Source organism: Duganella sp. Root198D2 (genome assembly GCF_001428585.1).
Classification (GTDB): domain Bacteria; phylum Pseudomonadota; class Gammaproteobacteria; order Burkholderiales; family Burkholderiaceae_D; genus Rugamonas.
Map to the genome: position 1 here is coordinate 45,834 of NZ_LMIC01000011.1, position 22,999 is coordinate 68,832.

General features: G+C 63.5%; 15 protein-coding genes. 10 read left to right on the forward strand and 5 right to left on the reverse strand.

Annotated elements, in window-relative coordinates:
- Positions 1-3 precede the first annotated feature (3 nt).
- The 4 genes from ASE26_RS11910 to ASE26_RS11925 form a co-directional block, all read right to left on the reverse strand.
- Positions 4-4,965, reverse strand: a complete 4,962-nt coding sequence (locus ASE26_RS11910; RefSeq protein ID WP_082507274.1) for an RHS repeat-associated core domain-containing protein — start codon at positions 4,963-4,965, stop codon at positions 4-6.
- Positions 4,966-4,983: 18 nt separating this feature from the next.
- Positions 4,984-6,486, reverse strand: a complete 1,503-nt coding sequence (locus ASE26_RS11915; protein ID WP_162246554.1) for a DUF2169 domain-containing protein — start codon at positions 6,484-6,486, stop codon at positions 4,984-4,986.
- Complete coding sequence (locus tag ASE26_RS11920; RefSeq protein ID WP_057246293.1) at positions 6,461-8,614, reverse strand: type VI secretion system Vgr family protein; 2,154 nt, start codon at positions 8,612-8,614, stop codon at positions 6,461-6,463. Before ASE26_RS11920 ends, ASE26_RS11915 begins: the two co-directional genes overlap by 26 nt.
- A gap of 117 nt (positions 8,615-8,731) precedes the next feature.
- Positions 8,732-9,664, reverse strand: a complete 933-nt coding sequence (locus ASE26_RS11925) for an alpha/beta fold hydrolase (RefSeq protein ID WP_055929916.1) — start codon at positions 9,662-9,664, stop codon at positions 8,732-8,734.
- 160 nt (positions 9,665-9,824) lie between these two features.
- Between ASE26_RS11925 and ASE26_RS11930 the strand changes: the two genes are divergently transcribed.
- Positions 9,825-10,778 carry an alpha/beta fold hydrolase gene (locus tag ASE26_RS11930; RefSeq protein ID WP_055929920.1) on the forward strand — a complete coding sequence of 318 codons (954 nt, stop codon included), beginning with the start codon at positions 9,825-9,827 and terminating at the stop codon, positions 10,776-10,778.
- Here the strand turns inward: ASE26_RS11930 and ASE26_RS11935 are convergent.
- A complete protein-coding gene (locus ASE26_RS11935; protein ID WP_055929924.1) occupies positions 10,729-11,628 on the reverse strand; it encodes a LysR family transcriptional regulator in 900 nt (299 codons plus the stop codon). The two genes, ASE26_RS11930 and ASE26_RS11935, sit on opposite strands and share 50 nt — an antisense overlap.
- Before the next feature lie 128 nt (positions 11,629-11,756).
- On the opposite strand from ASE26_RS11935, the gene ASE26_RS11940 reads away from it, so the two are divergent.
- From ASE26_RS11940 to ASE26_RS11980, 9 genes are all read left to right on the forward strand, one after another.
- Positions 11,757-13,706, forward strand: coding sequence for a TonB-dependent receptor domain-containing protein (locus tag ASE26_RS11940; protein WP_057246294.1), 1,950 nt, complete (start codon positions 11,757-11,759; stop codon positions 13,704-13,706).
- 78 nt (positions 13,707-13,784) lie between these two features.
- Positions 13,785-14,897, forward strand: coding sequence for an isochorismate synthase MenF (locus ASE26_RS11945; RefSeq protein ID WP_055929929.1), 1,113 nt, complete (start codon positions 13,785-13,787; stop codon positions 14,895-14,897).
- Positions 14,894-16,468, forward strand: coding sequence for a (2,3-dihydroxybenzoyl)adenylate synthase (locus ASE26_RS11950; protein ID WP_055929932.1), 1,575 nt, complete (start codon positions 14,894-14,896; stop codon positions 16,466-16,468). Before ASE26_RS11945 ends, ASE26_RS11950 begins: the two co-directional genes overlap by 4 nt.
- Before the next feature lie 15 nt (positions 16,469-16,483).
- Positions 16,484-17,344 carry an isochorismatase family protein gene (locus ASE26_RS11955; protein WP_055929935.1) on the forward strand — a complete coding sequence of 287 codons (861 nt, stop codon included), beginning with the start codon at positions 16,484-16,486 and terminating at the stop codon, positions 17,342-17,344.
- A gap of 8 nt (positions 17,345-17,352) precedes the next feature.
- Positions 17,353-18,186 carry a 2,3-dihydro-2,3-dihydroxybenzoate dehydrogenase gene (gene dhbA, locus ASE26_RS11960; protein ID WP_082591344.1) on the forward strand — a complete coding sequence of 278 codons (834 nt, stop codon included), beginning with the start codon at positions 17,353-17,355 and terminating at the stop codon, positions 18,184-18,186.
- 16 nt (positions 18,187-18,202) lie between these two features.
- Positions 18,203-19,360: an efflux RND transporter periplasmic adaptor subunit gene (locus ASE26_RS11965; RefSeq protein ID WP_057246295.1), complete on the forward strand. Its 1,158-nt coding sequence runs from the start codon at positions 18,203-18,205 to the stop codon at positions 19,358-19,360.
- A gap of 3 nt (positions 19,361-19,363) precedes the next feature.
- Positions 19,364-22,477: a multidrug efflux RND transporter permease subunit gene (locus tag ASE26_RS11970; RefSeq protein ID WP_055929941.1), complete on the forward strand. Its 3,114-nt coding sequence runs from the start codon at positions 19,364-19,366 to the stop codon at positions 22,475-22,477.
- Positions 22,455-22,703: a hypothetical protein gene (locus tag ASE26_RS11975; protein ID WP_055929943.1), complete on the forward strand. Its 249-nt coding sequence runs from the start codon at positions 22,455-22,457 to the stop codon at positions 22,701-22,703. Before ASE26_RS11970 ends, ASE26_RS11975 begins: the two co-directional genes overlap by 23 nt.
- Complete coding sequence (locus tag ASE26_RS11980; protein ID WP_057246296.1) at positions 22,700-22,996, forward strand: hypothetical protein; 297 nt, start codon at positions 22,700-22,702, stop codon at positions 22,994-22,996. Before ASE26_RS11975 ends, ASE26_RS11980 begins: the two co-directional genes overlap by 4 nt.
- Positions 22,997-22,999 lie beyond the last annotated feature (3 nt).

Here is a 22,999-nt window from a genome sequence, read left to right on the forward strand (position 1 = left end):
CTCCTATGGACAATTTCTTGGGTTTTGGAACACCGTCGACTCGGTGTGACCATTAATTGTATAGCTGTATGCAATACGGTCGGGTCGGGTTGAATTACCGTTATATATGAGCCTGATGTCAAGATACGCGGTTGCGCCTTGTCTCACCTGGTCGGCAATTTCGCTTTCCCACTGCGCGAATCTTCCTCGGTTAACGCCTAACGTCTGTGGGAATACATACTTCTTCCCTCCGCGCCCGCCTAGCTGATTGCCGACCACGTGACCAGCATCATCCAGCGGACAGCCCAATTTGCGTGCCCATCGTCGAGATGTAGCGTTGGTATTGCTGCCAGTATTGAGGTCCGATGGCGTAATAGTAGCCGTTGCGCTTTCGATTCGATTGCCCACACCGTAGACATACGCTGCCGTGGCAAATAGGCCTAGCGGGTCGACATAAGTAGTTGGGGAATCGACATAGCGATAGAGGTTCGTACCTCCAGCCAAACCGATCGGATCTTGCGTGATATAGCGGGCGCAATCCGGATCGTAATAGCGATAGCGGTTGTAGTAAAGGCCGGTCTCTGCGTCCTCGTATTGCCCCTGGAAGCGCAATGGTTGCGCGACGATTGCTCGGTCGGCGGAGAGCACGCGGCCCCAGGTGCGGTAGATGGCGGACCAAACCAGCGTGCCATCGTCGGCATGCAGCCTTTGCGGAGTCCCCAGCCGATCGCAGCTATAGTGATAAATTCGGTCAGAAGCGCATAATTCAGCTGCCTGCTGGCGGCGCGCGTTCCAACGTTCCTGGTGTTGTAGCTCTTCGAGCTTTGCCAAATGCGCTTGCCAGTCCTCCAAATGCGCTGTCGCATCCCCGACATCCGGCAGGCGCCATGCGGAAACCGGCGCCCTGAACGTTTGCCGGGATGCGTACTCCTTGCTGCCGACCGGTGTTTCGACCATGGCTAATGGCACAAAGCTTTCCGGCTCATACAAATAGCTGACAGACTTATCGTCCCGCACTTCGTGGCACAACTGATCGCCGTCCCAAACGTAGAAGGTCACGCCACCTTGCTCAGTGTGCTTGGCGATTCGGCGCCCGAAACCATCGTATCGGTAATGGACAATGGTAGCGGAGTCGGCGTTGGCAAAAGCGCGGCTGACATGCAGGAGCCGGTTTTCCGAATCGTAAGCAAAGCTCAGTTCGCCCGCATCATTGGCGCCGGCCAGCCGATGGATGGACTTGCGAATGGTGTTACCTTGCTCATCGTATTGATAAGCAAAATTCATGTACTGGCGCAGCAGGTTATGCGTGACTTTTGGCAGGCGCGGCCGAGGAGCCTCAGCCAGTGGTTGTTCTTGCAGGCTTTGTGTGCTGTCTTTGGCGCCAGGGTCCAGCAGGTTCCCTGCGGGATCAAATTCAAATAGCTCAGTGAGGCCCGGCTGTACCGCGGAGCGAATCTGCCCCACAGGATCGTAGGTATAGCGGGTAACGCCACGCAATTCGTCGTCAACCTGGCTCAGGTTTCCCGCCCGATCGTATCCATAATTCTGCTTGTGAAGCACTTGCCCGCCTTTGTGCAAGGAGATGGCAGTCAAGCGGGATTGCGGATCGTAGCGCTTTTCGGTCCGCATGCGTTCGTTGCCGTTGCCGGCCAGCCGCTCGGTTTCGCGGTGCAGCTTGTCGCGCTCAATATCTACGATGGAATTGCCATTCCACAGGGTTCCGTGCCAGTGACCCGAACCGTAGCGCTGGATCTCCACCAAGCGGCCATTGGGCAGGACGGTGTGGATCCTGTTACCCAATTCATCATAGGCGTGTGTCAGCGTGAATGCGGCGTCGTATTCCACTTCCTGATCGGGCAGGGCGACATTGTGCAGGGCATAAGCGGTGCGCTCGTCAATGAGTTGACCCACAGGATCGTAGGCATAGCGAATATCGGCACCGGCGTTGCGGATGGCAGTCAGGCGGCCCAAGGCATCGTAGGCATAGCGCACGCTGCCGTCGACGTCAACTTTGGCATCGAGCTGGCCCAGCGAGTCGCGCGCGTAGCTGGTGCGTTTGCCGGCAGTTTCGCTGGCGCTCAAATAGCCGGCGCGGTCATATTCATAGCTGGTTGTTTTGCCATCGAACCCGGTTTCGCTGGCGAGCCGGCTCTCTGCGTCATACGTGAAGCGATAGCTCTCATTATTCGCGTTGACCAGCTCGACGACGCGCAACGCCTCGTCATGGACGTAGCGCATCGTCTGGTTGTTTGCGTCCATTCGTTCGACAGGCAAGCCGTGACCGTTGTAGGCATAGCGTGTGCGCTGGCCTTTCGGATCGACGTAGTCGATGAGGCGTCCTTCTGCGTCATAGGCCAGGTGCTCGCTTGTACCATCTGGGCGAGCTATTTCCGACAATTCCCCAGTTACATTGTAGCGGTAGGTAGTGCGCTGGCCTGCAGCGTCTTCGACCTGCGACAGGCTGCCACGGTTATCGTAGCTGTAGCGCGTAGTCAGTTGCGAGCAGTCCGTGTAAGAGGCCAGCCTGCCTGAAGCGTCGTAGTGAAGCTGCTTGATGCCGCCACGCGCATCGACAATCTGGATTAACTGGCCGCTGGAGTCGTAACGGTAGCGGGTACTGCGGCCGAGTGCATCCTTGGTTTCAATGAGATTGCCCTGGCCGTCGTACTCCATTGTCGACGTATGGCCCAGGGCGTCAGTTTCGGCGATCAGCTGGTTTTGCGCGTTGTAGGCGAGTGTGGTGACGTAGCCCAAGGCGTCGGTCACTGTCAGCAGGTTGCCTTTGGCGTCGTACGTGTAGCGGCTTGCGTTGCCCATCGCGTCGATGTCCGCAAGCAGCTTGCCGTCTTTGTCCCATTCTCGCTTGCCCAGTGATACTGGCTTTCCTGTGGCGTCGATGCGGCGAATCTCTGTAATCAGCCAATTGTGGTCGAAACTGTATTCGAGCTTTCCGCCATCGGCCTCTGTCACGATGGTGGTGTCGATATCGCGATACTCAATTTGCACCTGGTCGCGGCCATCAGCGGTGGTAGTGCGTACTGCGCGCGCGCTGTAGCTGTTGGCCAGCGTGAGTGGGTGGCGTTGGGCAAGTTCGGCATCGCTTAGCTTGCTGCCAGCCCAGCGTTCTCGAATGTGCGCCAGGCTGACCCATTCCAGGCCGTAGGAAAAACCGCTGTAGGTGGTGCATACGGTGAGCAAGCCGTGAGAATACGCGTAGGTGCGTGCATCGCCGGCGATGTTGGACTGGCGTACCAGGCGCCAGCGTTGCGGAAGCGCCGCATCGGTGCCGGCAGGCTCCACTTCGAAGTCATAACGCGCGTGGCAAAGGCGGGTTTCTTCGTCCAATACTTGCTCGACGCGCCCGATGCGCGCGCTGGCACGCTGTGGGCCGGAGACGACCTCGCCCGGCAGCAGGGGGCCCCGGAAGGCTTCCACCTGCAAACCGTCGTCAGTCGACACGCGCAGCAGGATTTCATCCGGCGCGGCGTCGAAGAAGCGCTGGATGCTGGTGCCGCGCCCATTCCGGCCGACTGCGCGCGTCAGGTAGAAGCGTTGCGTAAGCGCAGGGTCGCGCGGCTTAAGCATGGCGTTGACGCCTTGATAGCCATGCGGCAGAACGCCGTCCGGACCGCGATGGAAGGTGTCGACGTTGCCGTTGCGCCATGCAAGGGTGAACATCGCTTCGCTGTTGCGACAAAGGGTGAAGCCTTCGCCGCGGTGCTCGTGTTCGGCGCCAATCTCCAGGTAGGGCAGGCGTACTGCACGGCCGGTGTCATCGTGGTAAACGATGCCTTCGCGGCAGACCGAGACGCCAGAGTTGAACGGCAGGGCCCAGCGTCCGCCCATCATGCTCCAGTCCTCAGTCTCCGATCCGGAGCGGTAGGTGCGGCTCCAAATGATGGGAATCGCGCCGCTCAGTTCGAAATCTTCCTGGTACAGGATTTCTTCGCCAGTGCCGAAGTGTACCGGCTTGTTGCTGCTGGCTTTCTTCTTCCCCGGACCTTTATCTTTGGGGCAGCACGATGCCGGCTTGTCCTGCTTCTTCGGCTTTTCCTGTTTGGTCTTGCCGCCATCCCTGCCGTCGCCATCGTTGCCGCCCTTTTTCGACTCGGGCGGCTTTTTCGGTGGCGGGGGCGTATGGCCTGGTGCCTGCTTCTTCTTGAAGAGGCGTTTCAGCAAGCCGCTGGCGCCGGGAATCTTTTTCAGTACGAAGTTTTCCGCAGCGTTGGTTGCCATGCCTCCCAAGGTGCCCATCACGTCCGGCGTTTTGCCGCTAAGGATGTAGTCCGCGGCGTTGTCCAGCATGGTGGCCGAGGAGTCTGCAGCGAAACCAGTGCCGGCTACCGCGCCCGCGGTGATGCCGCCAGCGACAGCGCCGGTTTCCATTGCGGCGGCAGCGGGCAAGCCGACACCGGTGGCTGCGACGCCGGCGCCTGCGACACCCAGCGCTGCGCTGCCAGTTCCGATCTTGCCGCCCACGTCCATGGCCTTATTGCCGAAATCGTGCAGCGGTTCGGAGATGTTGTCCTTGTACTCCTGTGCTGCTTCCTTCAGCGTAGGGACTTCGACGCCGAAGATCTTCAAGCGTGGACGAGCTCCTTGCACCTTGCGTTCCTGGATGCGCCCGACCGTGTTCTTGTCGTTCATGTAGACAAAGCGCGATTCCTGGATTGTCTGGGCGCCATTCGAACCCTTCGTGGAGCTGAACTCCATCGGTTGGGCGCGTTTGAGGTAAGTCTGGCTCTTGATACCGCCCAAGGTGCCCCGTTCGTCGCCAGTAATACTGGGGATGTAGCTCTTGTTGTGCAGAAGGACCGGTTCGCTGTGCGTCTTGACGCTTTTGGAGACGCTTTCTGCACCCTTGAACTCACCCTTGATGTTATAGGGAAGCACGGCGACGCTGCTACCTACCGGTGTTTTGCAAAAGTCCGGCGTCATGCTGACGCAATAGAAGCGTGCGGATTTGGTGACTGTTTCGTGAGCCATGGCGTGTAAATGGAGCGGTTATGCAGGCTGCAGGGTGTTCGTTTGGGACGCGGGATCTTCTTTCCCGGACTGCCATTCCTTCAGGCGTGTCAACTGAGCTGGATCCGTTGCGTGCATCAACCTCACTTCTTCGAAATCGCCATCGGCGACGATGGCGATGCGCCACGTGAGTTCGACTTGCTCGGATTCCATGTCAATCAGAACGGTATCTATGGATAGAGGCATGACGGCCACTGCGCCATCCTCATTTGCCCCGAGCGCAAACAGTGACTGCTGCGGCAGGCCGAACGTGAGCTTGCGGTTGCCGCTCGCATCGGCCTGGCCCAACACCGAGCTCTCGCGCCCCAGGTTGGTCAACGTGAACTGTTCACTGCCGGTGAGGTGAGGGCATTGCTGGTCGTCGGGAGCGCCATTCCAGTATCGGAAATCAAACTCTTTCGGTAGTTGCGGGAATTCGTCCTCACCCCAGTCGCTTTTTTCCTCCACTTTGCCAACCAGCTGCCGGCGCGGCAGCCAGCCGCGGCCTACGAATCCCAGGCCGGCCGCGGACATGGCTTCCCCGCCATTGGCAGTTTGCCAGAATAGCTCTGCAGTAAGCGGAGCATCGGAATATTCGATGCAGGGTGCAGGCAGTTCGGAAGTGCGCGTCGCATCCAGGTACCAGCGACGGCTGAAGCCCTGGCCCACCGGATTGCGCTGGCTGCTGTCGTGCGCTTCGGGTGGACCAGGCGGTGTCGGGTAATTGGCGGCTTGGTCTTGCGGCAGGCGATGCTTCTTGGGTATCCGTTTGGACAAGCCGCTGGCGCGTTCGATGCGGCACTCGCCGCCGGGAGCTGCTTCATAACGTAATGGGATTGCCGTTGCTGCTTCGGCCGGCGTCAGGCGCCACGGGCAAGGCTTTACCACACCTAGTGACGCGAAACGCAGCACGCTACCCAGTGCTCGCAGCAGGGCAGGGCGACGGCGCAAATAGCGCTTGCCGCTTACATGCAGCGTCTTGTCGACCAGGACTTTGCCGGGGATGCGGGTATTTTCTGCAATGGCCAACTGTTCCTGCCACTCTTCGAACACGGCTGGTGCCAATGCCTGCATAGGGTTCAACGGCCGCGGGCGTTCGGGCAAAGGCGCCTTGGTGTCGGGAAGCTGGACACGCAGGCCAATGTCGAATTGACGAACCTTTGCATTTGCCGGCGGGCAGGCGTCGCCGATTACCACGACGTCGCAAACGGGCTTGTACGGGGCCAGGTCGCTTTCCGCGCGAACGCTGTGGTCCAGGTCATTGTCGTAGTAGTGATCCTGGTCGTACAGGGGGAGCGGTTCATCGGTTGGGGCGAGCGTCGCTTGTCCGGCCTCGCCAGGGACCAGGCGGTATCCGGTTTTTGCCACAATCACGTGGAACGCTACGCCGTTCTGGTCCAGCGTATCGAAGTGCAGCGCGTCAAATTCGGTGCGATTGTCGAGTCGCAGTGTCGGCAAGGATGGGATCAAGGCGGCATTACCCTTTTGGGTTGGTGTCGACATCGTCACCATGCAGTTCAATCTTCTTCGATGCCCGAATGATGATTTCCTTGCCCGTGATCTCGATTCGCCCGTCTTTTTTCATCACAAAGACGCTTTCGCCCACTTCGATGCGGAACTCTTCGCCCGCGGTGAACGAAGTTTTCTTACCGACGATCACCGACTTGGAAAGGCCAACCTGCTCCGCCTGCATCAGTGCAACGGTGGTGTTCATGCCGGCGCCGACGGTAGTCTGGTAGGCACCGCCGATCGTCAGCATTTTGGCCAACGCCACTGTCTCGGTTTTGATCATGCCGACTGTCACATGGCGGCTGCCGCCAATTGAGACTTTTTCGTCTTTGCCTACGTCCTCGCTCCGATTGTCGCCAATGCTGATCGTTTCATTGTGGTCGACCCGCTCGCTGCGATTGTTATGGACCGTGATGGTTTCGTCCCTGCCGACGGTCTCGGTACGGTCACGCTTTACCTCGGTCGTCTCGTCGCGGTCAACGGTTTTGCGGCGATCATTGCCCACCCACTTGTCTTCATCGTTTTCCACCTCGGTGAGCTGGTCTTTCTCGGCGTGGAGCCACAACTGCTCCTGGCCTTTTTTGTCCTCAAAGCGGATGGCATTGGCATGGTCGTAACTTCCACCAGGGGATGAGCGCGACAGGATGCCGCTCTGCGTCTTATTGGCGGGCAGGTCCCAGGGCGGCATGGTGTCGGCGTTCGGCACCATGCCCATGATTAGCGGACGATCCGGATTCCCATTGAGGAACTGGATGATTACTTCCGTGCCAATACGGGGAATGCTTGTCATGCCGAAATTCGATCCCGACCAGGCGGTTGCAACTCGTACCCAGGCCGAACTCTTATCGTCGTACTTGCCGTCGCGGTCCCAGTGGAACTGGATCCTCACGCGACCATACTTGTCGGTATAGATTTCCTCGCCCGGTGGCCCGACAACCAGCGCGGTTTCCATACCGTAGGCTTGCGGCTCCTCGCTGTTGAAGCCGCGCCCCGGATGCCAGGGAATCGTATTGCGGATGCAGCGAATCGAGTTCTCGTAACTGGAGCGTGCCTGCTTACCGGCTTGGTAGTTGTTACTGGCCTGATGGCGCGCTTCCAGAATCAGGAAGGTCATTGCGGCGGCATCGCCGCCGGCTGCGCCATCGAAATGGCCTTTGAGCTCGAAATGCCGGCCTGGTTGTACCGTGCGGTCGTTGCCGGCGCCCTCAAAGTGCTTGGCATTTGCTTCGATTTCCTCCAGGCGAAGGCGCGTCATCGCATCGCCTTCTCCCTGGTTGCGGAAGCCATACGTCCCAGTGAATTCGTACATCTCCTTGTTCAGGACTTTGCCCTGCCGGTTGATGCTGGGCTGGTCGGTAAACACTGGGCGCGGATTCTTGAAGTCGAAGCTCGACATGGCGTAACTGGCGGGCACCAGGTGGCGCACCGCAGTCCATTCCCCCAAGGCGTCGTCTTCAGTGGCGCCAGCCTCTTTCTGGAACGGTATTTCGGGGTGCTGGCCGTCGATTGCCGCGGACTGCGTGGAATCATCGGTTACTAACAGTGTGTGACCATCGGCCCGATGCTCATACCAGTACATCCAGCCATGCTGCTCCCAGCGTCGGTGCAGGTAGTTGTAATCGGTTTCGCCGTATTGGCAGGCATCGGTGTATGCGGGATCCTCGCCGATGATACGGAACTCAACGTCGCGCACGGGGTAGTCTGCCAGGATGTCGTCGCTTTGCCCAAGCAAGGATTTGTCGTGGAACAGATAGTGATCCCGCCGCAGCTTGAGATAGCTCAACCAGGGCCGCAGGACCAATTCATAGAAGACCAGGCCGCCATCGGCACGTAAGAGCCGGAACTCGAACACATAACCATTGAAGTAGCGCAAGCTGCGGTCTTCACGCACCAGTTCAATGGTGACCATCTTCCCCAGCACATCCTTCAGCGCGATGCCGGGATCGCTCGAGATCGCTTCGACCGTGAATTCGAAATCGCGCGAGACGCCCTCGGAAGCATCAAGGCGATTTGCCAGCAAGCTGGCATCGGGCCCGTCTTCATGGGGGAAGCGCAAGCGAAGCAACCGGTTGGTTTGGTGGAGCTCACCGGTTGCTGATAAGGGATCGGATATGGTGTTCATTCAAGGGTTCTGCGAAGATTGCTTTATGGCATTAAAGCCATGGCCGAATTAAATATTAAAAAAGCATTTAGATATTTGCAACTGCCATTTCAATCGTGCGCAGATCCTTGCATATCGCTACCTAGTCTTGCGCGCCAGAAAATCGCCCATCAGCTTGCCGATTTGCTCGCCGTCCTCTTCGAGGGCGAAGTGACCGGTGTCGAGCAGGTGCAGCTCGGCCTTCGGCAGGTCGCGCAGGTATGGTGCTGCGCCGGCGGCGGGGAAGATCTTGTCGTTCTTGCCCCAGGCGATCAGCATCGGCGGCTGGTGTTTGCGGAAGTAGGCTTGCCACTCCGGATAGCGCGCCGGGTTGCTGCCGTAGCTGTAGAACAGTTCGAGCTGGATGTCCTTGTTGCCGGGGCGGTCCATATAGGCCTGGTCGACGGTCCATGCATCGGGGCTGATCTTGCTGGCGTCGCGCGCGCCGTGTGTGTATTGCCATTTGGTCGCACCGATCTCGAAGAATGGTTTGAGCTTGGCTGCATTCGCCTCGGTCCTGTCGGCCCAATAGACCTTGAACGGCGCCCAGAACTCGTTGTCGAGGCCTTCGGCGTAGGCATTGCCGTTCTGGACCACGATGGCAGATACCCGCTCTGGGTGGGCGGCTGCGAGGCGGAAGCCGATCGGGGCGCCGTAATCTTGCACGTACAAAGCGTATTTCGATGCGCCGACGACGGTGGTGAATTTGTCGACTACGTTTGCCAGGTTATCGAAGCTGTAGGGGAATTTGTCGACGGCCGGTGCATCGCTTTGCCCGAAACCAGGGTAGTCAGGCGCAATGACATGATAGCGGTCGGCCAACTGTGGAATCAGGTTACGGAACATCTGTGATGACGTGGGGAAGCCGTGCAGCAGCAGCACGGTTGGCGCGTCTTTCGGGCCAGCCTCGCGATAGAAGATGTTGACGCCGTCGACTTTCACGCTGCGGTAGCTCACGTCCGTTGAAGCGGCGGATGCGGTGGCGGCTGCAAAGGCCAGGGCCAGGGATGCGGCGATGCGGGAGGTGTTCATGTTCGCTTCCTTCAAAAATAGTTGTGATGGGATGGATTGTAGGAAGCGCTTTTGGGAGCCGGAACTACGCGCAGCGAAACAATCCATTTCGCATGGCGGCGTTCCGCCCGGCCCTTGGCGTCGGTACAGTGGGGCCATCGACATCCCACTGGAGAACAACATGAACAAACTCGTAGCCGCCGCCACCCTCGCACTTGCCGGGGCCGCCCAAGCCGCCCCTGTCGCTTATCGCACGGTCGCCGTGGATGGCATCAACATCGCTTATCGTGAAGCGGGCGATGTCAGCAAACCCACGGTGCTGCTGTTGCACGGCGTGCCAAGTTCCTCACGCATGTATGACGGCCTGCTGCGCAAGCTGGGTGACCGCTACCACCTGGTGGCGCCGGACTATCCTGGCTTCGGCAACAGCGATGCACCCGATCCAGCCAAGTTCGCCTATACCTTCGAGAACCTGGCGTCGGTGATGCACAAGTTCACCGATGCAGTCGGTGCACAACGCTACGTGCTGCTGATGCAGGATTATGGGGCGCCGGTCGGCATGCGCATGGCGCTGTCGCGGCCGCAGGCGGTGCAGGCGCTGGTATTCCAGAACGGGAATGTGTACGAGGAAGGGCTAGGGGCAATGTGGGCCAAGCGCAAGCCATTCTGGGCGGACCGTGCGGCGCACGAGAAGGATGTCATCGCCGTGCACCAGTCGGTGGCTGCGACGCGTGCAAGGCATATCGGCAGTGATCCTGCCATCGACGCGTACGATCCCGACTTGTGGATGGATGAATATGCCTATCTCAATCGCCCGGGCCAGGCGCGTATCCAGGCCGACCTGATTTACGACTACCAGCACAACCTGGCGGCCTATCCTGAGTGGCAGGCCTGGCTGAAGCAGCGACGGTTGCCGACCCTGGTGGTGTGGGGTAAGCACGACCTGGCGTTCACCGTGCCGGGCGCGCAGGCCTTCAAACGCGACAACCCTGCGGCGGAAGTACACGTCCTGGACGGCGGGCACTTTGTGATGGATACGAAGCTGGACGAAGTCGCTGCCATCACCGGCAGCTTCCTCGGCAAGCTCAGTTCAGGTGCGGGTGCGTCCGAAGGTGCTGCGCCAGCAGGTCGATAAACTTGCGGACCTTGGAGGAGCCGTATTTGCTTTCGCGGTGCAGGATGTGTACCGGCCACGGCTCCTCTTCGAATTCCGGCAGGATGATCTTCAGTTTGCCGGCCGCCAGTTCGTCCGCCATCTGGTAGGAAAGCAGGCGGCAGATGCCAAGGCCGTCCACTGCAGCGCGGATGGCGGAGTCGTTGCTGGTGACGGTGAAGCGCGGTTTCATGCGGACGGTTAGGGCATTGTCCCCATCGCCGAACTTCCATTCCACGCGCGGAGTGATATTGCTGGCCGCGATGATCGTATGCTGTTGCAGTTCTTCCGGATGTTGCGGCACGCCGTTCCGGGCCAGGTATTCGGGGGAGGCACACAGGACGCGCCGCATCTGGCCCACGCGCAGCGCCTTCATGCTGGAATCGGGCAGGGGGCCCAGGCGCACGGCAACGTCCATGCCTTCTTCAATCAGGTTGACTACTCGGTCAAGGAAGTAGGCCGACACGTCGACATCAGGGTACTGCTGCAGGAATTGTACGATGCAGGGGGTAACGAAGTTCTTCCCGAACAGGACGGAAGCAGTGACCGACAGGTTGCCCTTCGGCGTCGAATTGACGCCTGCGACGGCGTCGTTGGCCTCGTCGATGCTGGCCAGGATGTTGCGGCAATCGTCCAGGTAACGCTGGCCGGCTTCGGTCAGGCGGACATTGCGGGTGGTCCTTTGCAGCAGCTGGGCGCCCAACTTTTCTTCCAGCGCCGCGATGGCGCGTGTGATTGCGGCCGGCGACATATCCAGGGTGCGCGAAGCGCCGGCAAAACTTTCCTGTTCGCCCACCGCCACAAATACCGACATCAGGTGCACGTGATCCATGAATCTCCTCCTGAACGTGATGGTAGCTGTTAATTATTGAACCAGATTAACTTTTTTGCCTTATACTTCTTGCATCATTGAATGAGAATGATTATCATTTGCGTTCTTTTTCAAACTCACTGCTTGTTATGTCCCTTTCGAAAACCCTTCTCGCGGCAAGCCTGGCCGCCATCGGCCTGCCTGCCTTTGCCGATGATGCTGGCGGCGTCGGCGATGGCAACGTCGTCGTGGTCACCGCTTCCATGCGAGCACACACCGTGGCCAATGCACCCGCCTTCACTACCGTCATTACGGCCGAAGATATCGCCAGGTCGCCGGTCAACGGCCTGGCCGACCTGCTGCGCGACAGCGTCGGTGTGAACAACCAGACCGACGACAACGGCCGCGACGAAATTCGCATCCGCGGCCTGGGCGGCAAATACACCCTGATGCTGGTGAACGGCAAGCGCGTCTCGTCCGGCGGGGCACTGTGGCGCGGCGGGGATTTCGATTTCAGCTCGATCCCGCTGTCCAGCATCAAACGGGTGGAGATCGTACGCGGTCCGATGGCGGCGCTGTATGGCTCGGATGCGATGGGCGGCGTGATCAACATCATCACCTGGCCGGCCACGAAAGAATGGAAGGGCAGCGTGACCGGTGAATACCGCACCGTGGACAGCGGCTACGACGGCGACCAGTATCGCGTGGGCGCCAACGTCTCGGGTGCGCTGAGCGACACCGTCAGCCTGTCGCTGGCGGGTGAGCGCTATGACCGCGACGCGTGGTGGGGAGCCCCGGCCAGCGACCAGACGCGCACCCCGCGCCTGGAGGAGAAAAAGGCCAGCAACCTGACCGGCACTTTGACCTGGCAGCTGGCGGAAAACCAGTCGCTGGACTTCGACCTGGGCTACAACAAGGACAAGCGCCCGCGCGTGATGTACTACTACGCCTTTTACCCTGAATGGAACTTCGAATCCAAGGATATCCGCGACCAGGAGATCGAACGCAACACCTACGGCCTGACCCATCGCGCCAACTGGGACTGGGGCAATACCACAGCCTACATCACCCGCGAGAGCGCCGAGATCCACGATTTCAACACGCGCTACGACAAGCCGCAGCAGCGCACCTTGAAGGAAGAGAACACCTACGCCAAGTTTTACGGCAACACGACCTTTGGCATCAACGCGCTGACCGCCGGTGTCGACCTGCGCCGCCAGGTGATCCGCGATGCCGTCAGCTACAAGGATACCGGGAAGGTCAGCACCGACAGCAAGGCGGTCTTCGTGGAAGATGAACTGACGCTGGCCAAAGACCTGCACCTGACGCTGGCCGGCCGACTGGACGACCACAGCGTGTTCGGCAGCCACTTCTCACCCAAGAGCTACCTGGTATGGCAGGGCAATGACGTGCTGACCGTCAAGGGCGGCATCAGCAAGGCCTTCAAGGCGCCGGATGCCTACCAGTTGACGAAGGAGTACCGTATCGTGAGCTGCGGCGGCAGCTGCTTCCTGGCCGGCAATCCCGAACTGTCGCCTGAGACCAGCACCAACTATGAACTGGGCTTCGAAGTGCACCAGAAGGGCTGGGACCTGACCGCCGTCGCCTTCAAGAACGACGTCGACGACCTGATTGTGGCGACCTATGACGCACCGACCAATTCGCGCCGCTGGGTCAATGTGGCGCAGGCCAAGACCAAAGGCCTGGAGCTGGAAGCGAGCGTGCAGCTGCATCCTTTGCTCACGCTGTCGGGCAACTTCACCCACCTGAAGGCGGATTACACCAACGAAAACGGCAAGACCACGGTGCTGGACAACCGTCCTGAAAACGTGGGCCGCGTCGGGCTGACCTGGTCTGCAGTACCGGGCGTACAGGCTTCGCTGTCGGCGCATTACACCGGCAAGCAGTTCTACTCGGAGAAAGAGCTGCCAGGCTACACCCGCGTCGACCTGGGCATGTCCGCCAAGGCGGGCAAGCACTGGACCCTGCGCACCGGCGTCAAGAACCTGACCGATGTCGACCTGTCGAAGAAGAGCAAGGACTTCAGCTTCTTTGAGCTGGGCCGCAATTACTACGCCAGCGCCACTTACAGCTTCTGATGCACACAGGGGCCAGCCCCCTGATCCCGTAGCCAGCGTAAAGCCAGCGAACATTTCAAACAGTTTGCGAGGTAGAACATGGCTACAAGCTTATTCCTGTCGCCGCACCGTTCGCTGCGTGGCAGCGGCGTTGCGGAACGCATCGATACGCCGGCACACGATGCCGGCCGCCTGCAGGCCGATGTCGCGGCAGCCTTGCGCCGCGCCCGCGAGCGCGGCAATCCGCACCCGGTGGTGCTGGGGGCAATTCCTTTCGATACGCGCCAGCCGTCGGCGCTGGTGGTGCCGCTGGCGTCCGAGTTCGTCGACCGTAACGACATGGTGCGCGGCACGGCGGCGGAACTGCCGCCCATCCTGCATACGCAAAGCATTCCAGGCGAAGAGCGCTTCAAGCAAGGCGTGCGCCAGGCTGTGGCGAATTTTGGCCTGAGCGATATCCGCAAGGCCGTGCTATCGCGCCTGCTGGACGTGGAGCTGGCCGGCAATGCCGATGCCGGCGATATCTTCCGCCGCCTGGTGGCGCGCAATCCTTCCGGCTTCCAGTTCCGGCTGCCGCTGGCGGACGGTTCCGAACTGGTTGGCGTCTCGCCTGAGCTGCTGGTGCGCAAGGAGGGCGGGCGCCTGGAGTCGAATCCGCTGGCCGGTTCGGCGCGGCGCGATGCCAACCCGGCGCGCGACCGCGAGGTGAGCGAGGCGCTGCTGCGCTCTTCCAAGGACGCTTACGAGCACCGCCTGGTGACCGATGAAATCCGCCGCGTGCTGGCGCCGGTCTGCCGAGACCTGAATATTCCTGAGCGGCCTTCTCTGCTGTCGACGGCCGCCATGTGGCACCTGTCCACGCCGATCGAAGGGGCGTTGCACGATCCCGCCATGGGGGCGCTGGAGCTGGCCTGCCGCCTGCACCCGACGCCGGCGGTGTGCGGCTTCCCGACGCGCCTTGCGCGCAAGCTGATCGATCTGGTCGAACCGTTTGACCGGGGGCTGTTCGCGGGCATGGTGGGCTGGTGCGACGATGAGGGCAACGGCGAATGGGCGGTGACGATCCGCTGCGGCCGCGTGGCCGGCAACCGCGTGCAGTTGTTTGCAGGCGCCGGCATTGTGGCCGATTCCTGCCCGGATGCCGAGTGGGCCGAAACCCAGGCCAAGCTGCAGACCATGCTCGGCGCACTGACCGCAAGGGAGGCCGCATGATCGAATTCACCGCATGGCCGCAGGAGGCGGCGCAGCGCTACCGGGAGCAGGGCCTGTGGGCCGGGCTGCCTTTGACCGAGATCCTGGAACGCCAGGCGCGCGCACATCCGCAGGGCATCGCCGTCATCTGCGGCGAGCGCATGCTCAGCTACCGCGAGCTGGACGAACAGGCGGAGCAGCTGGCGCAAGTGCTGGCCCGGCGCGGCCTGGGCGTGGGCGATACCGCCCTGGTGCAATTGCCCAATGTGGCGGAACTGTATATTGCCTTCTTCGGCCTGCTGAAAGCCGGCGTGGCGCCGGTGAATGCGCTGTTCAGCCACCAGCGGCTGGAACTCGCGGCGTATGCGCAGCAGCTGCGGCCCAAGCTGCTGGTGGCTTCGGCCAGCCATGCGCTGTTTGCCAACGACGGGTTCGCGCGCGAGCTGGCCGTGCCGCACACCATGGTGCTGGGGGAGGACGGCTTCCGCGAACAGGCCCAGGGCATCGGGCCGCGGCCGCAGCATTCGCCCGCCTCCGAAGTGGCCTTCTTCCAGCTCTCCGGCGGCAGCACCGGCACGCCCAAGCTGATCCCGCGCACCCATGACGACTACTACTACAGCGTGCGGCGCAGCGCCGAGATCTGCCGCCTGGACCGCGGCACGCGCTTCCTGTGCGCGCTGCCGGCAGGCCACAACTTCCTGCTCAGTTCTCCAGGGGCGCTTGGCGTGTTCCATGCCGGCGGCACCGTGGTGCTGGCGCCGGCGCCGGAACCGCTGGCCTGCTTCGCGCTGATCGAAAAGCACTCAGTGAACATGGCGGCGCTGGTGCCGTCCGCTGTCGCCCTGTGGCTGCAGGCGGCGCAGCAGGCGGAACGCCGCGCGCAGCTTGCGTCGCTGCGCCTGCTGCAGGTGGGCGGCGCCAGCTTTGCGGAGGCCCTGGCGCGCCGCGTACCGCAGGAACTCGGATGCGCGCTGCAGCAGGTGTTCGGCATGGCCGAAGGCCTGGTCAACTACACGCGCCTGGATGACGCCGACGACGTGGTCTACACCACCCAGGGCCGCCCCATGAGCGATGCCGACGAGGTGCGCGTGCTGGATGCGGATGGCCGGCCGGTGGCGGACGGCGAGACCGGCATGCTGGCCACGCGCGGTCCGTACACTTTCCGCGGCTACTACCGCGCGCCCGAACACAATGCGCGCGTGTTTGATGCGGACGGCTTCTACCACACGGGCGACCTGGTGCAGCGCGGCGCCGGCGGCAACCTGCGCGTGGTCGGCCGCGTGAAGGACCAGATCAACCGCGGCGGCGAAAAGATCGCTGCCGAGGAAGTGGAGAACCTGCTGCTGCGCCATCCCGGCGTGCTGCAGGCGGCGCTGATTTCGGTGCCCCATGCGCTGCTGGGCGAAATGAGCTGCGCCTGCATCGTGCCGCGCGGCGACAGCCTGCGTCCGGTCGAACTGCGCAAATACCTGCGCGGCCTGGGCGTGGCCGACTACAAGCTGCCCGACCGCTTTGAAATGCTGGACCGCCTGCCGCTTACGGCGGTCGGCAAGACCGACAAGCTGGCGCTGCGCGCCAGTATCCCGAATTGAGATGGAGCCTGGACCATGAGCATTCCCGTAATTTCTTCCTACCCGATGCCGCAGCCCGACAGCCTGCCCGCCAATAAGGTGGCGTGGCAGCTGGAGGCGCGCCGCGCCGTGCTGCTGGTGCATGACATGCAGGACTACTTCCTGCGCTTTTACGGCGCGGACAGTGAATTGCGCAGCAAGCTGGTGGCCAATATCGGCGCCCTGTGCGCCTGGGCGCGTGCCCGCGGCGTGCCGGTGGTGTACACCGCGCAGCCGGTCGAGCAGAGCGCCGAGGAGCGCGCGCTGCTGAACGATATGTGGGGCCCGGGCCTGACCACCGCCGATCCGGCGCTGCAGCAGGTGAATGCCGCGCTGGCGCCGCAGCCGGGCGATACGGTGCTGGTCAAATGGCGCTACAGCGCCTTCCAGCGCTCCGAGCTGCAGTCGCTGATGCGCGACTGGGGGCGCGACCAGCTGCTGATCGCCGGGGTATACGCCCATATCGGCTGCATGACGACGGCGCTGGACGCCTTCATGCGCGACGTGCAGCCGTTCATGGTGGCCGATGCGCTGGCCGACTTCAGCGAGGAGGAGCACCGCATGGCGCTGCGCTACGTGGCCGGCCGCTGCGGCAGCGTGACCCACACTGCGCAGGTGCTGGCGGCGCGTCCGCAGCTGGACATCGAGTGGCTGCGCGCCAGCCTGCTGCCGCGCCTGGAGGAGGGCGGCTTCGGCCCGGACGACAACCTGGTCGACTACGGCCTCGATTCGCTGGAGGTGATGGCGCTGGTGGCCGAATGGGAGAAGCTGGGCGTGCGCGTCAGCTTCGAAGAGCTGGCCGGCACGCCAACGCTGAACGCGTGGTGGGACGTCCTGCAGCGCAAGCTGGCCGCATGAGGTGAGCCATGTTCCTGGCTGACCAGAACAACCTGACTTCGGCGCGCCCGCATGCGCCGCCGCGCCCTCCCGGCCTTGATTTCGAGGGGCGCCAGGTATGGGTGACGGGCGCCGGGCGCGGCATCGGCTACCAGGCGGCGATGGCATTCCGCCAGCTGGGTGCGCGCGTGATCGGCATCGACCGCTGCTTCGATTCGGAGCTGGGCTCCATGCATGGCAAGAAGTATCCCTTCAAAACGGTGCAGCTGGATATCACCGACCGCGCCGCGATCGACAAAGCCTGCAGCCAGCTGCTGCTGGAAACGCCGCGGGTGGACGTGCTGGTCAACGCGGCCGGCGTGCTGCGCCTGGGGCGGCTGGAGAACACCAGCGCCGAGGACTGGCAGGCTTGCTTCGACATCAATGTGGGCGGCGTGTTCCACATCCTGAGCCGGCTGCTGCCGCAGTTCAAGGCGCAGCGCTTCGGCAGCATCGTCAACGTGGCGTCGAATGCGGCGCACGTGCCGCGCCTGAACATGGTGGCGTATTGCGCCTCCAAGTCGGCACTGGTCAGCCTGAGTCACTGCGCGGGACTGGAACTGGCGCAGTACGGGGTGCGCTGTAACCTGGTGTCGCCCGGTTCGACCGACACGCCGATGCTGCGCTCCATGCTGCCGGACGAGGAGGGCATGCAGCGCACCATCGCCGGCCTGCCGGAGCTGTTCAAGCTCGGCATCCCGCTGCGCAAGATCGCCACCGCGCGCGAGATTGCCAACACCATTGTTTTCCTGGCCTCCGACCTGGCCAGCCATATCACCATGCAGGACCTGGTCGTCGACGGCGGTGCCACGCTGGCCGCATGACCGCACTGGAGCATTTATGCAATTCATGAAGTACCTGCCGGCCCTGTTGCTGCTGGCCGCCTGCGGCGCGAAAGAGGACAAGCCGCCCGTGCCGGCGCTGCCGGAAGTGGCGGTCGCCACGCTGGCGCTGGAAAAGCTGGCGCTGAACAGCGAGCTGCCGGGCCGTGTGGCCGCGGTACGCGTGTCGGAAGTGCGTCCGCAGGTGGACGGCGTCATCGTGCAGCGCTATTTCGAGGAAGGCGCCGACGTGCGCGCCGGCCAGCTGCTGTACCGCATCGACAGTGCCAGCTATGCGGCGCGCCAGGAGCAGGCCAGCGCCGAGCTGGCGCTGGAGAAGGCCAGCCTGGTCAACCTGCGCGTCATCGCCGAGCGCTACGTGCGCCTGCTCGATTCGCGTACGGTGACGCAGCAGGATCACGACCTGGCGCAGGCCAATTACCTGCAGGGACTGGCCCGGGTGCGCGCCCGCGAAGCATCGCTGAAGGCCGCCGACATCGACCTGCAGCGTACCGAGGTGCGGGCCGCGATCGCCGGCCGCATCGGCCGCGCGGAGGCGACCGAAGGGGCGCTGGTGGCGCGTGCGCAGCAGGAACCGCTGGCGCGCGTGCAGCAGCTCGATCCGGTGTACGTTGACGTGGTGCAGTCCAGCCAGCAGATGCTGGCTCTGCAGCGCGCGCTGCGCAGCGGCAGCGTCAAGCCGGGCGCGCGCGCGGTCACGCTGGCGCTGGAAGACGGCAGCGAGTACACCCATGCCGGACAGCTGCAGTTCGCCGAAATGCAGGTGGACCAGCAGACCGGCATGGTGACGCTGCGGGCGCGCTTCCCGAATCCCGACCGGCTGCTGGTGCCGGGCATGTATGTCCGCGCGCGCGTCGAGCATGGCGTTCAGCCGGAAGTGGTGATGCTGCCGCAGCAGTCGGTGCGCCTGGGCGAGGGCGAGAAAGCTTCGGCCCTTGTGGTCAATGCCAAAGGCGAGGTCGAGCCGCGCCAGCTGGTGCTGGCCGGCAGCCACCAGGGACGCTGGGCGGCGCTGTCCGGCGTGCGGGCCGGCGAACGGGTGATCGTTGAAGGCGCCATGAAGGCGGCGTCGGGCACCCGCGTCAACGCTGTCGAATGGCGCGATCCGGCGCTCGGTGCCGCTGCCGCACCGGCGCCGGCGGGGCACGAGGGCTGAGCGATGGTGGCACGTTTCTTTATCGCCCGGCCGGTGCTGGCCTGGGTGCTGGCAGCCGTGGTCATGCTGGGCGGCTTGCTGGCGCTCGCCTTGCTGCCGGTGGCGCAGTATCCGAATATCGCACCGCCGACGGTGCGCGTGTCGGCCAGCTATCCGGGCGCGTCGGCCCAGGTGGTCGAGCACAGCGTGGTGCAGGTGCTGGAGCAGGAGCTGAAGAACCTCAAGCACCTGACCTATTTCGACGCCAGCAGCAGCTCGGCCGGCGAGGCGGAGATCATGCTGACGTTCGCGCAAGGCGCCGACCCGGCGCTGGCCCAGCTCGAGGTGCAGAACAAGGTGAACCAGCTGGCGTACCGCCTGCCGCGCGCGGTGCAGCAGAACGGCCTGAATGTGACGGCCATGCAGAACAGCTTCCTGATGGTAGTGGTGTTCAGCGACCGCCAGGGCACGCTGGGCGAGGGTGCGCTGGCCGACTGGATGAGCAGCCAGGTGATCGATGCAGTCAGCCGCGTGCCCGGGGTGGGCGAAGTGCGCAACTTCGGTTCGCCGTACGCCATGCGCGTGTGGCTGCAGCCGCACAAGCTGCACAGCTTCGGCCTGATGCCGGCCGACGTGGTGCGCGCCATCGAAAGCCAGAATACCGAAGTGCCGGTGGGCGAACTGGGTGCGCGGCCGGCGCCGGCGGGGCAGGCGCTGAACGTGTCGGTGACTGCTCTGTCGCGCCTGAAAACCCCGCAGCAGTTCCGCGACCTGATCCTGAAGACGCGCCCGGACGGCGCCGTGGTGCGCCTGGCCGACGTGGCGCGGGTGGAGACCGGCAGCGAGTCCTATGGCGCGGCATCGCGCCTGGACGGCCAGCCGGCTTCCGGCTTTGCCGTCATGCTGGCGCCGGGCGCCAACGGCCTTGCCACGGCGGCTGGCGTGCGCGAGCGCATCGCGGCGCTGCAGCCGTCCTTCCCGGCCGGCGTCGAGGTGGGCTATCCGGAGGATGCTACGCGCTTCGTCAAGCTCTCGATCCGCCAGGTGGCGGCGACGCTGGCCGAGGCGGTGCTGCTGGTGGTGCTGGTGATGTTCGTCTTCCTGCAGGGCTGGCGCGCCACGCTGGTGCCGGTGATTACGGTGCCGGTGGTCCTGCTCGGGACCTGCGGCGTGCTGGCGCTGACCGGTTTCTCGATCAATACCCTGACGCTGTTTGCCATGGTGCTGGCGATCGGCCTGCTGGTGGACGATTCCATCGTGGTAGTGGAGAACGTCGAGCGCATCATGTCGGAGCAGCGCGTCGGCGCGCGCGAAGCCACCCTGCAGTCGATGCGCGGCATCACCGGCGCCTTGGCCGGCATCGCCATCGTGCTGGGCGCGGTTTTCCTGCCGATGGCCTTCTTCCCCGGTTCCGTCGGGGTGATCTACCGCCAGTTCTCGATCACGCTGGTGACGGCGATGGCGCTGTCCGTGCTGGTGGCGATCACCCTGACGCCGGTGCTGTGCGCGGCCCTGCTGCGCCCGGCCGCGGCGCATGCGGCGGACGGCCGCTTCGCGCGCGCCATGGCGGCGTTGCAGCGGCGCTACGACGCCCTGCTGCGCAAGCTGCCTGGCCGCCGCTGGCGCCTGGTCGCGGTGTACGCCGTGCTGCTGGGGGCCACCGCCTGGGGCTACCTGCGCCTGCCGGCTTCCTTCATCCCGGTCGACGACCAGGACACGGTGATGGTGCGCTTTGCGCTGCCGGCCGGCGCCACCTATCCGCGCACAGCCGAACTGGCGCGCCAGGTGGAACGCCATTTCCGCGAGAATGAAAAGGACAATGTGGCGATGGTTTACACCATTGCCGGCATGGGAATGGGCGGCGCAGGCCAGAACGCCGGCATGGCCTTCGTCAACCTGAAGGACTGGTCGCAGCGCAAGGGCGTGGAAAACTCGGCGCAGGCGATCGCCGCCCGCGCCACCGGCGCGCTGGGCAAGCTGCGCGATGCGCGCGTGTTCGCCATGGTGCCGCCGCCGATCGACGGCCTGGGCGAGGCCAGCGGCTTCGAATTCTGGCTGCAGGACACCTCCGGCGCCACACCGGAAGCATTGGCCGGGCGTGCCATGCAACTGGCGGCGAAGGCGGGCGAACTGGCCGGCGTGATGTACGCCGAAGCCGACGGCAGCGAAAGCAAGGCCCTGCTGCGCATCGACATCGACCAGGCCAAGGCGCTGACATTGGGCCTGAACCTGGACGACGTCAACAGCACGCTGAGCGCGGCCTGGGGCGGCGTCTACGTCAACGACTACCTGCATGAAGGCCGCGTGCGCAAGGTGCTGGTCCAGTCCGACGCGCAGTGGCGCGCCAGCCCGGACGACTTGCAGCACTGGTCGGTGCGCGGCAGCGGCAACGCCATGACGCCGCTGGCCGCTTTTGCCAGTACGCGCTGGGATAGCGGCCCGACGCAGCTGCGCCGCTTCAACGGCCTGCCTGCGGTGCATATCAGCGGCGCCGGTGCGCCCGGCGCCAGCTCGGGCGAACTGATGGCGCATATCGAAAGGCTGGTGGCGCAGCAGCCCTCCAGCCGCCTGGCCTGGAGCGGCCTGTCCTACCAGGACCAGCTCTCGCGCGGCCAGGCGCCGCTGCTGTATGCGGTATCGGTGCTGTTCGTGTTCCTGTGCCTGGCCGGCCTGTACGGCAGCTGGTCGATCCCGTTCTGCGTGCTGCTGGCGATTCCGCCTGGCGTGCTGGGCGCGGTGGCCGGCGCCGGACTGCTCGGCCTGGAGCGCGACATCTTCTTCCAGGTTGGCGTGCTGGCGACGGTCGGCCTGTCGGCCAAGAACGCCATCCTGATTGTCGAATTCGCCCAGGCGGCGGTGCGTGCGGGGCAGGGACCCTGGGCCGCGGTGACGGCCGCCGCCAGCCAGCGCCTGCGGCCGATCCTGATGACGTCCCTGGCGTTCGGGGCGGGCATCGTGCCGCTGGTGCTGGCCAGCGGGCCGGGCGCGGCGGCGCAGCAGGCCATCGGCGCCAGCGTGCTGGGCGGTGTTCTGGTCTCGACGGCGCTGGGCGTGTTCCTGGTTCCGCTGTTCTATCTCTCCATCCTTGAACTCGGCCAACGCCGGGCAATTCCAAATGATCCTGTTCCTATTGCTTGATATTGCGGGCTGCTGCCTGCTGTACCTCGGCCACCGCCACCAGGGCTGGCTGGCGCAGCCCATTGGCCCGCTCGGCGTAGCGGCCGGCGTGCTGGCCCTGCTGCTGGCATTGGCCTCCGCCTGTCTGGCCTTGTCGCCGCTGGCGGCCGTTTTCGCGTGGCTCGCCATCAGCATGCTGGCATTCAGCGTGCTGCCCTTCGCCTCCCTGCTGAAAGGAAAACCATGAGCGCCAAACCCGATGCGATCCGGCCTGACTGGTGGAGCAAGACCTTTGCCGGCGCGGTGCTGGGTGCCACGCTGGCGCTGGCCGTGGCCGGCCTGTTCGCCTGGGCTGGCCCGGGCGGTATCGGCGCCCGCGAGAAGGCGCAGTTCGTGATGTGGATCATGGCGCCGTTGTGGATGGCGGTTTTCTCCACCGTCTACCTGTTCCGCAGCGGCCTGCGTGCCGTGCTGTGGCTGGGCGGCGCCAATGCGGCGGCATACAGCCTGTTGTTCTATGTCCGTTACACCCTGGGGTAAGCC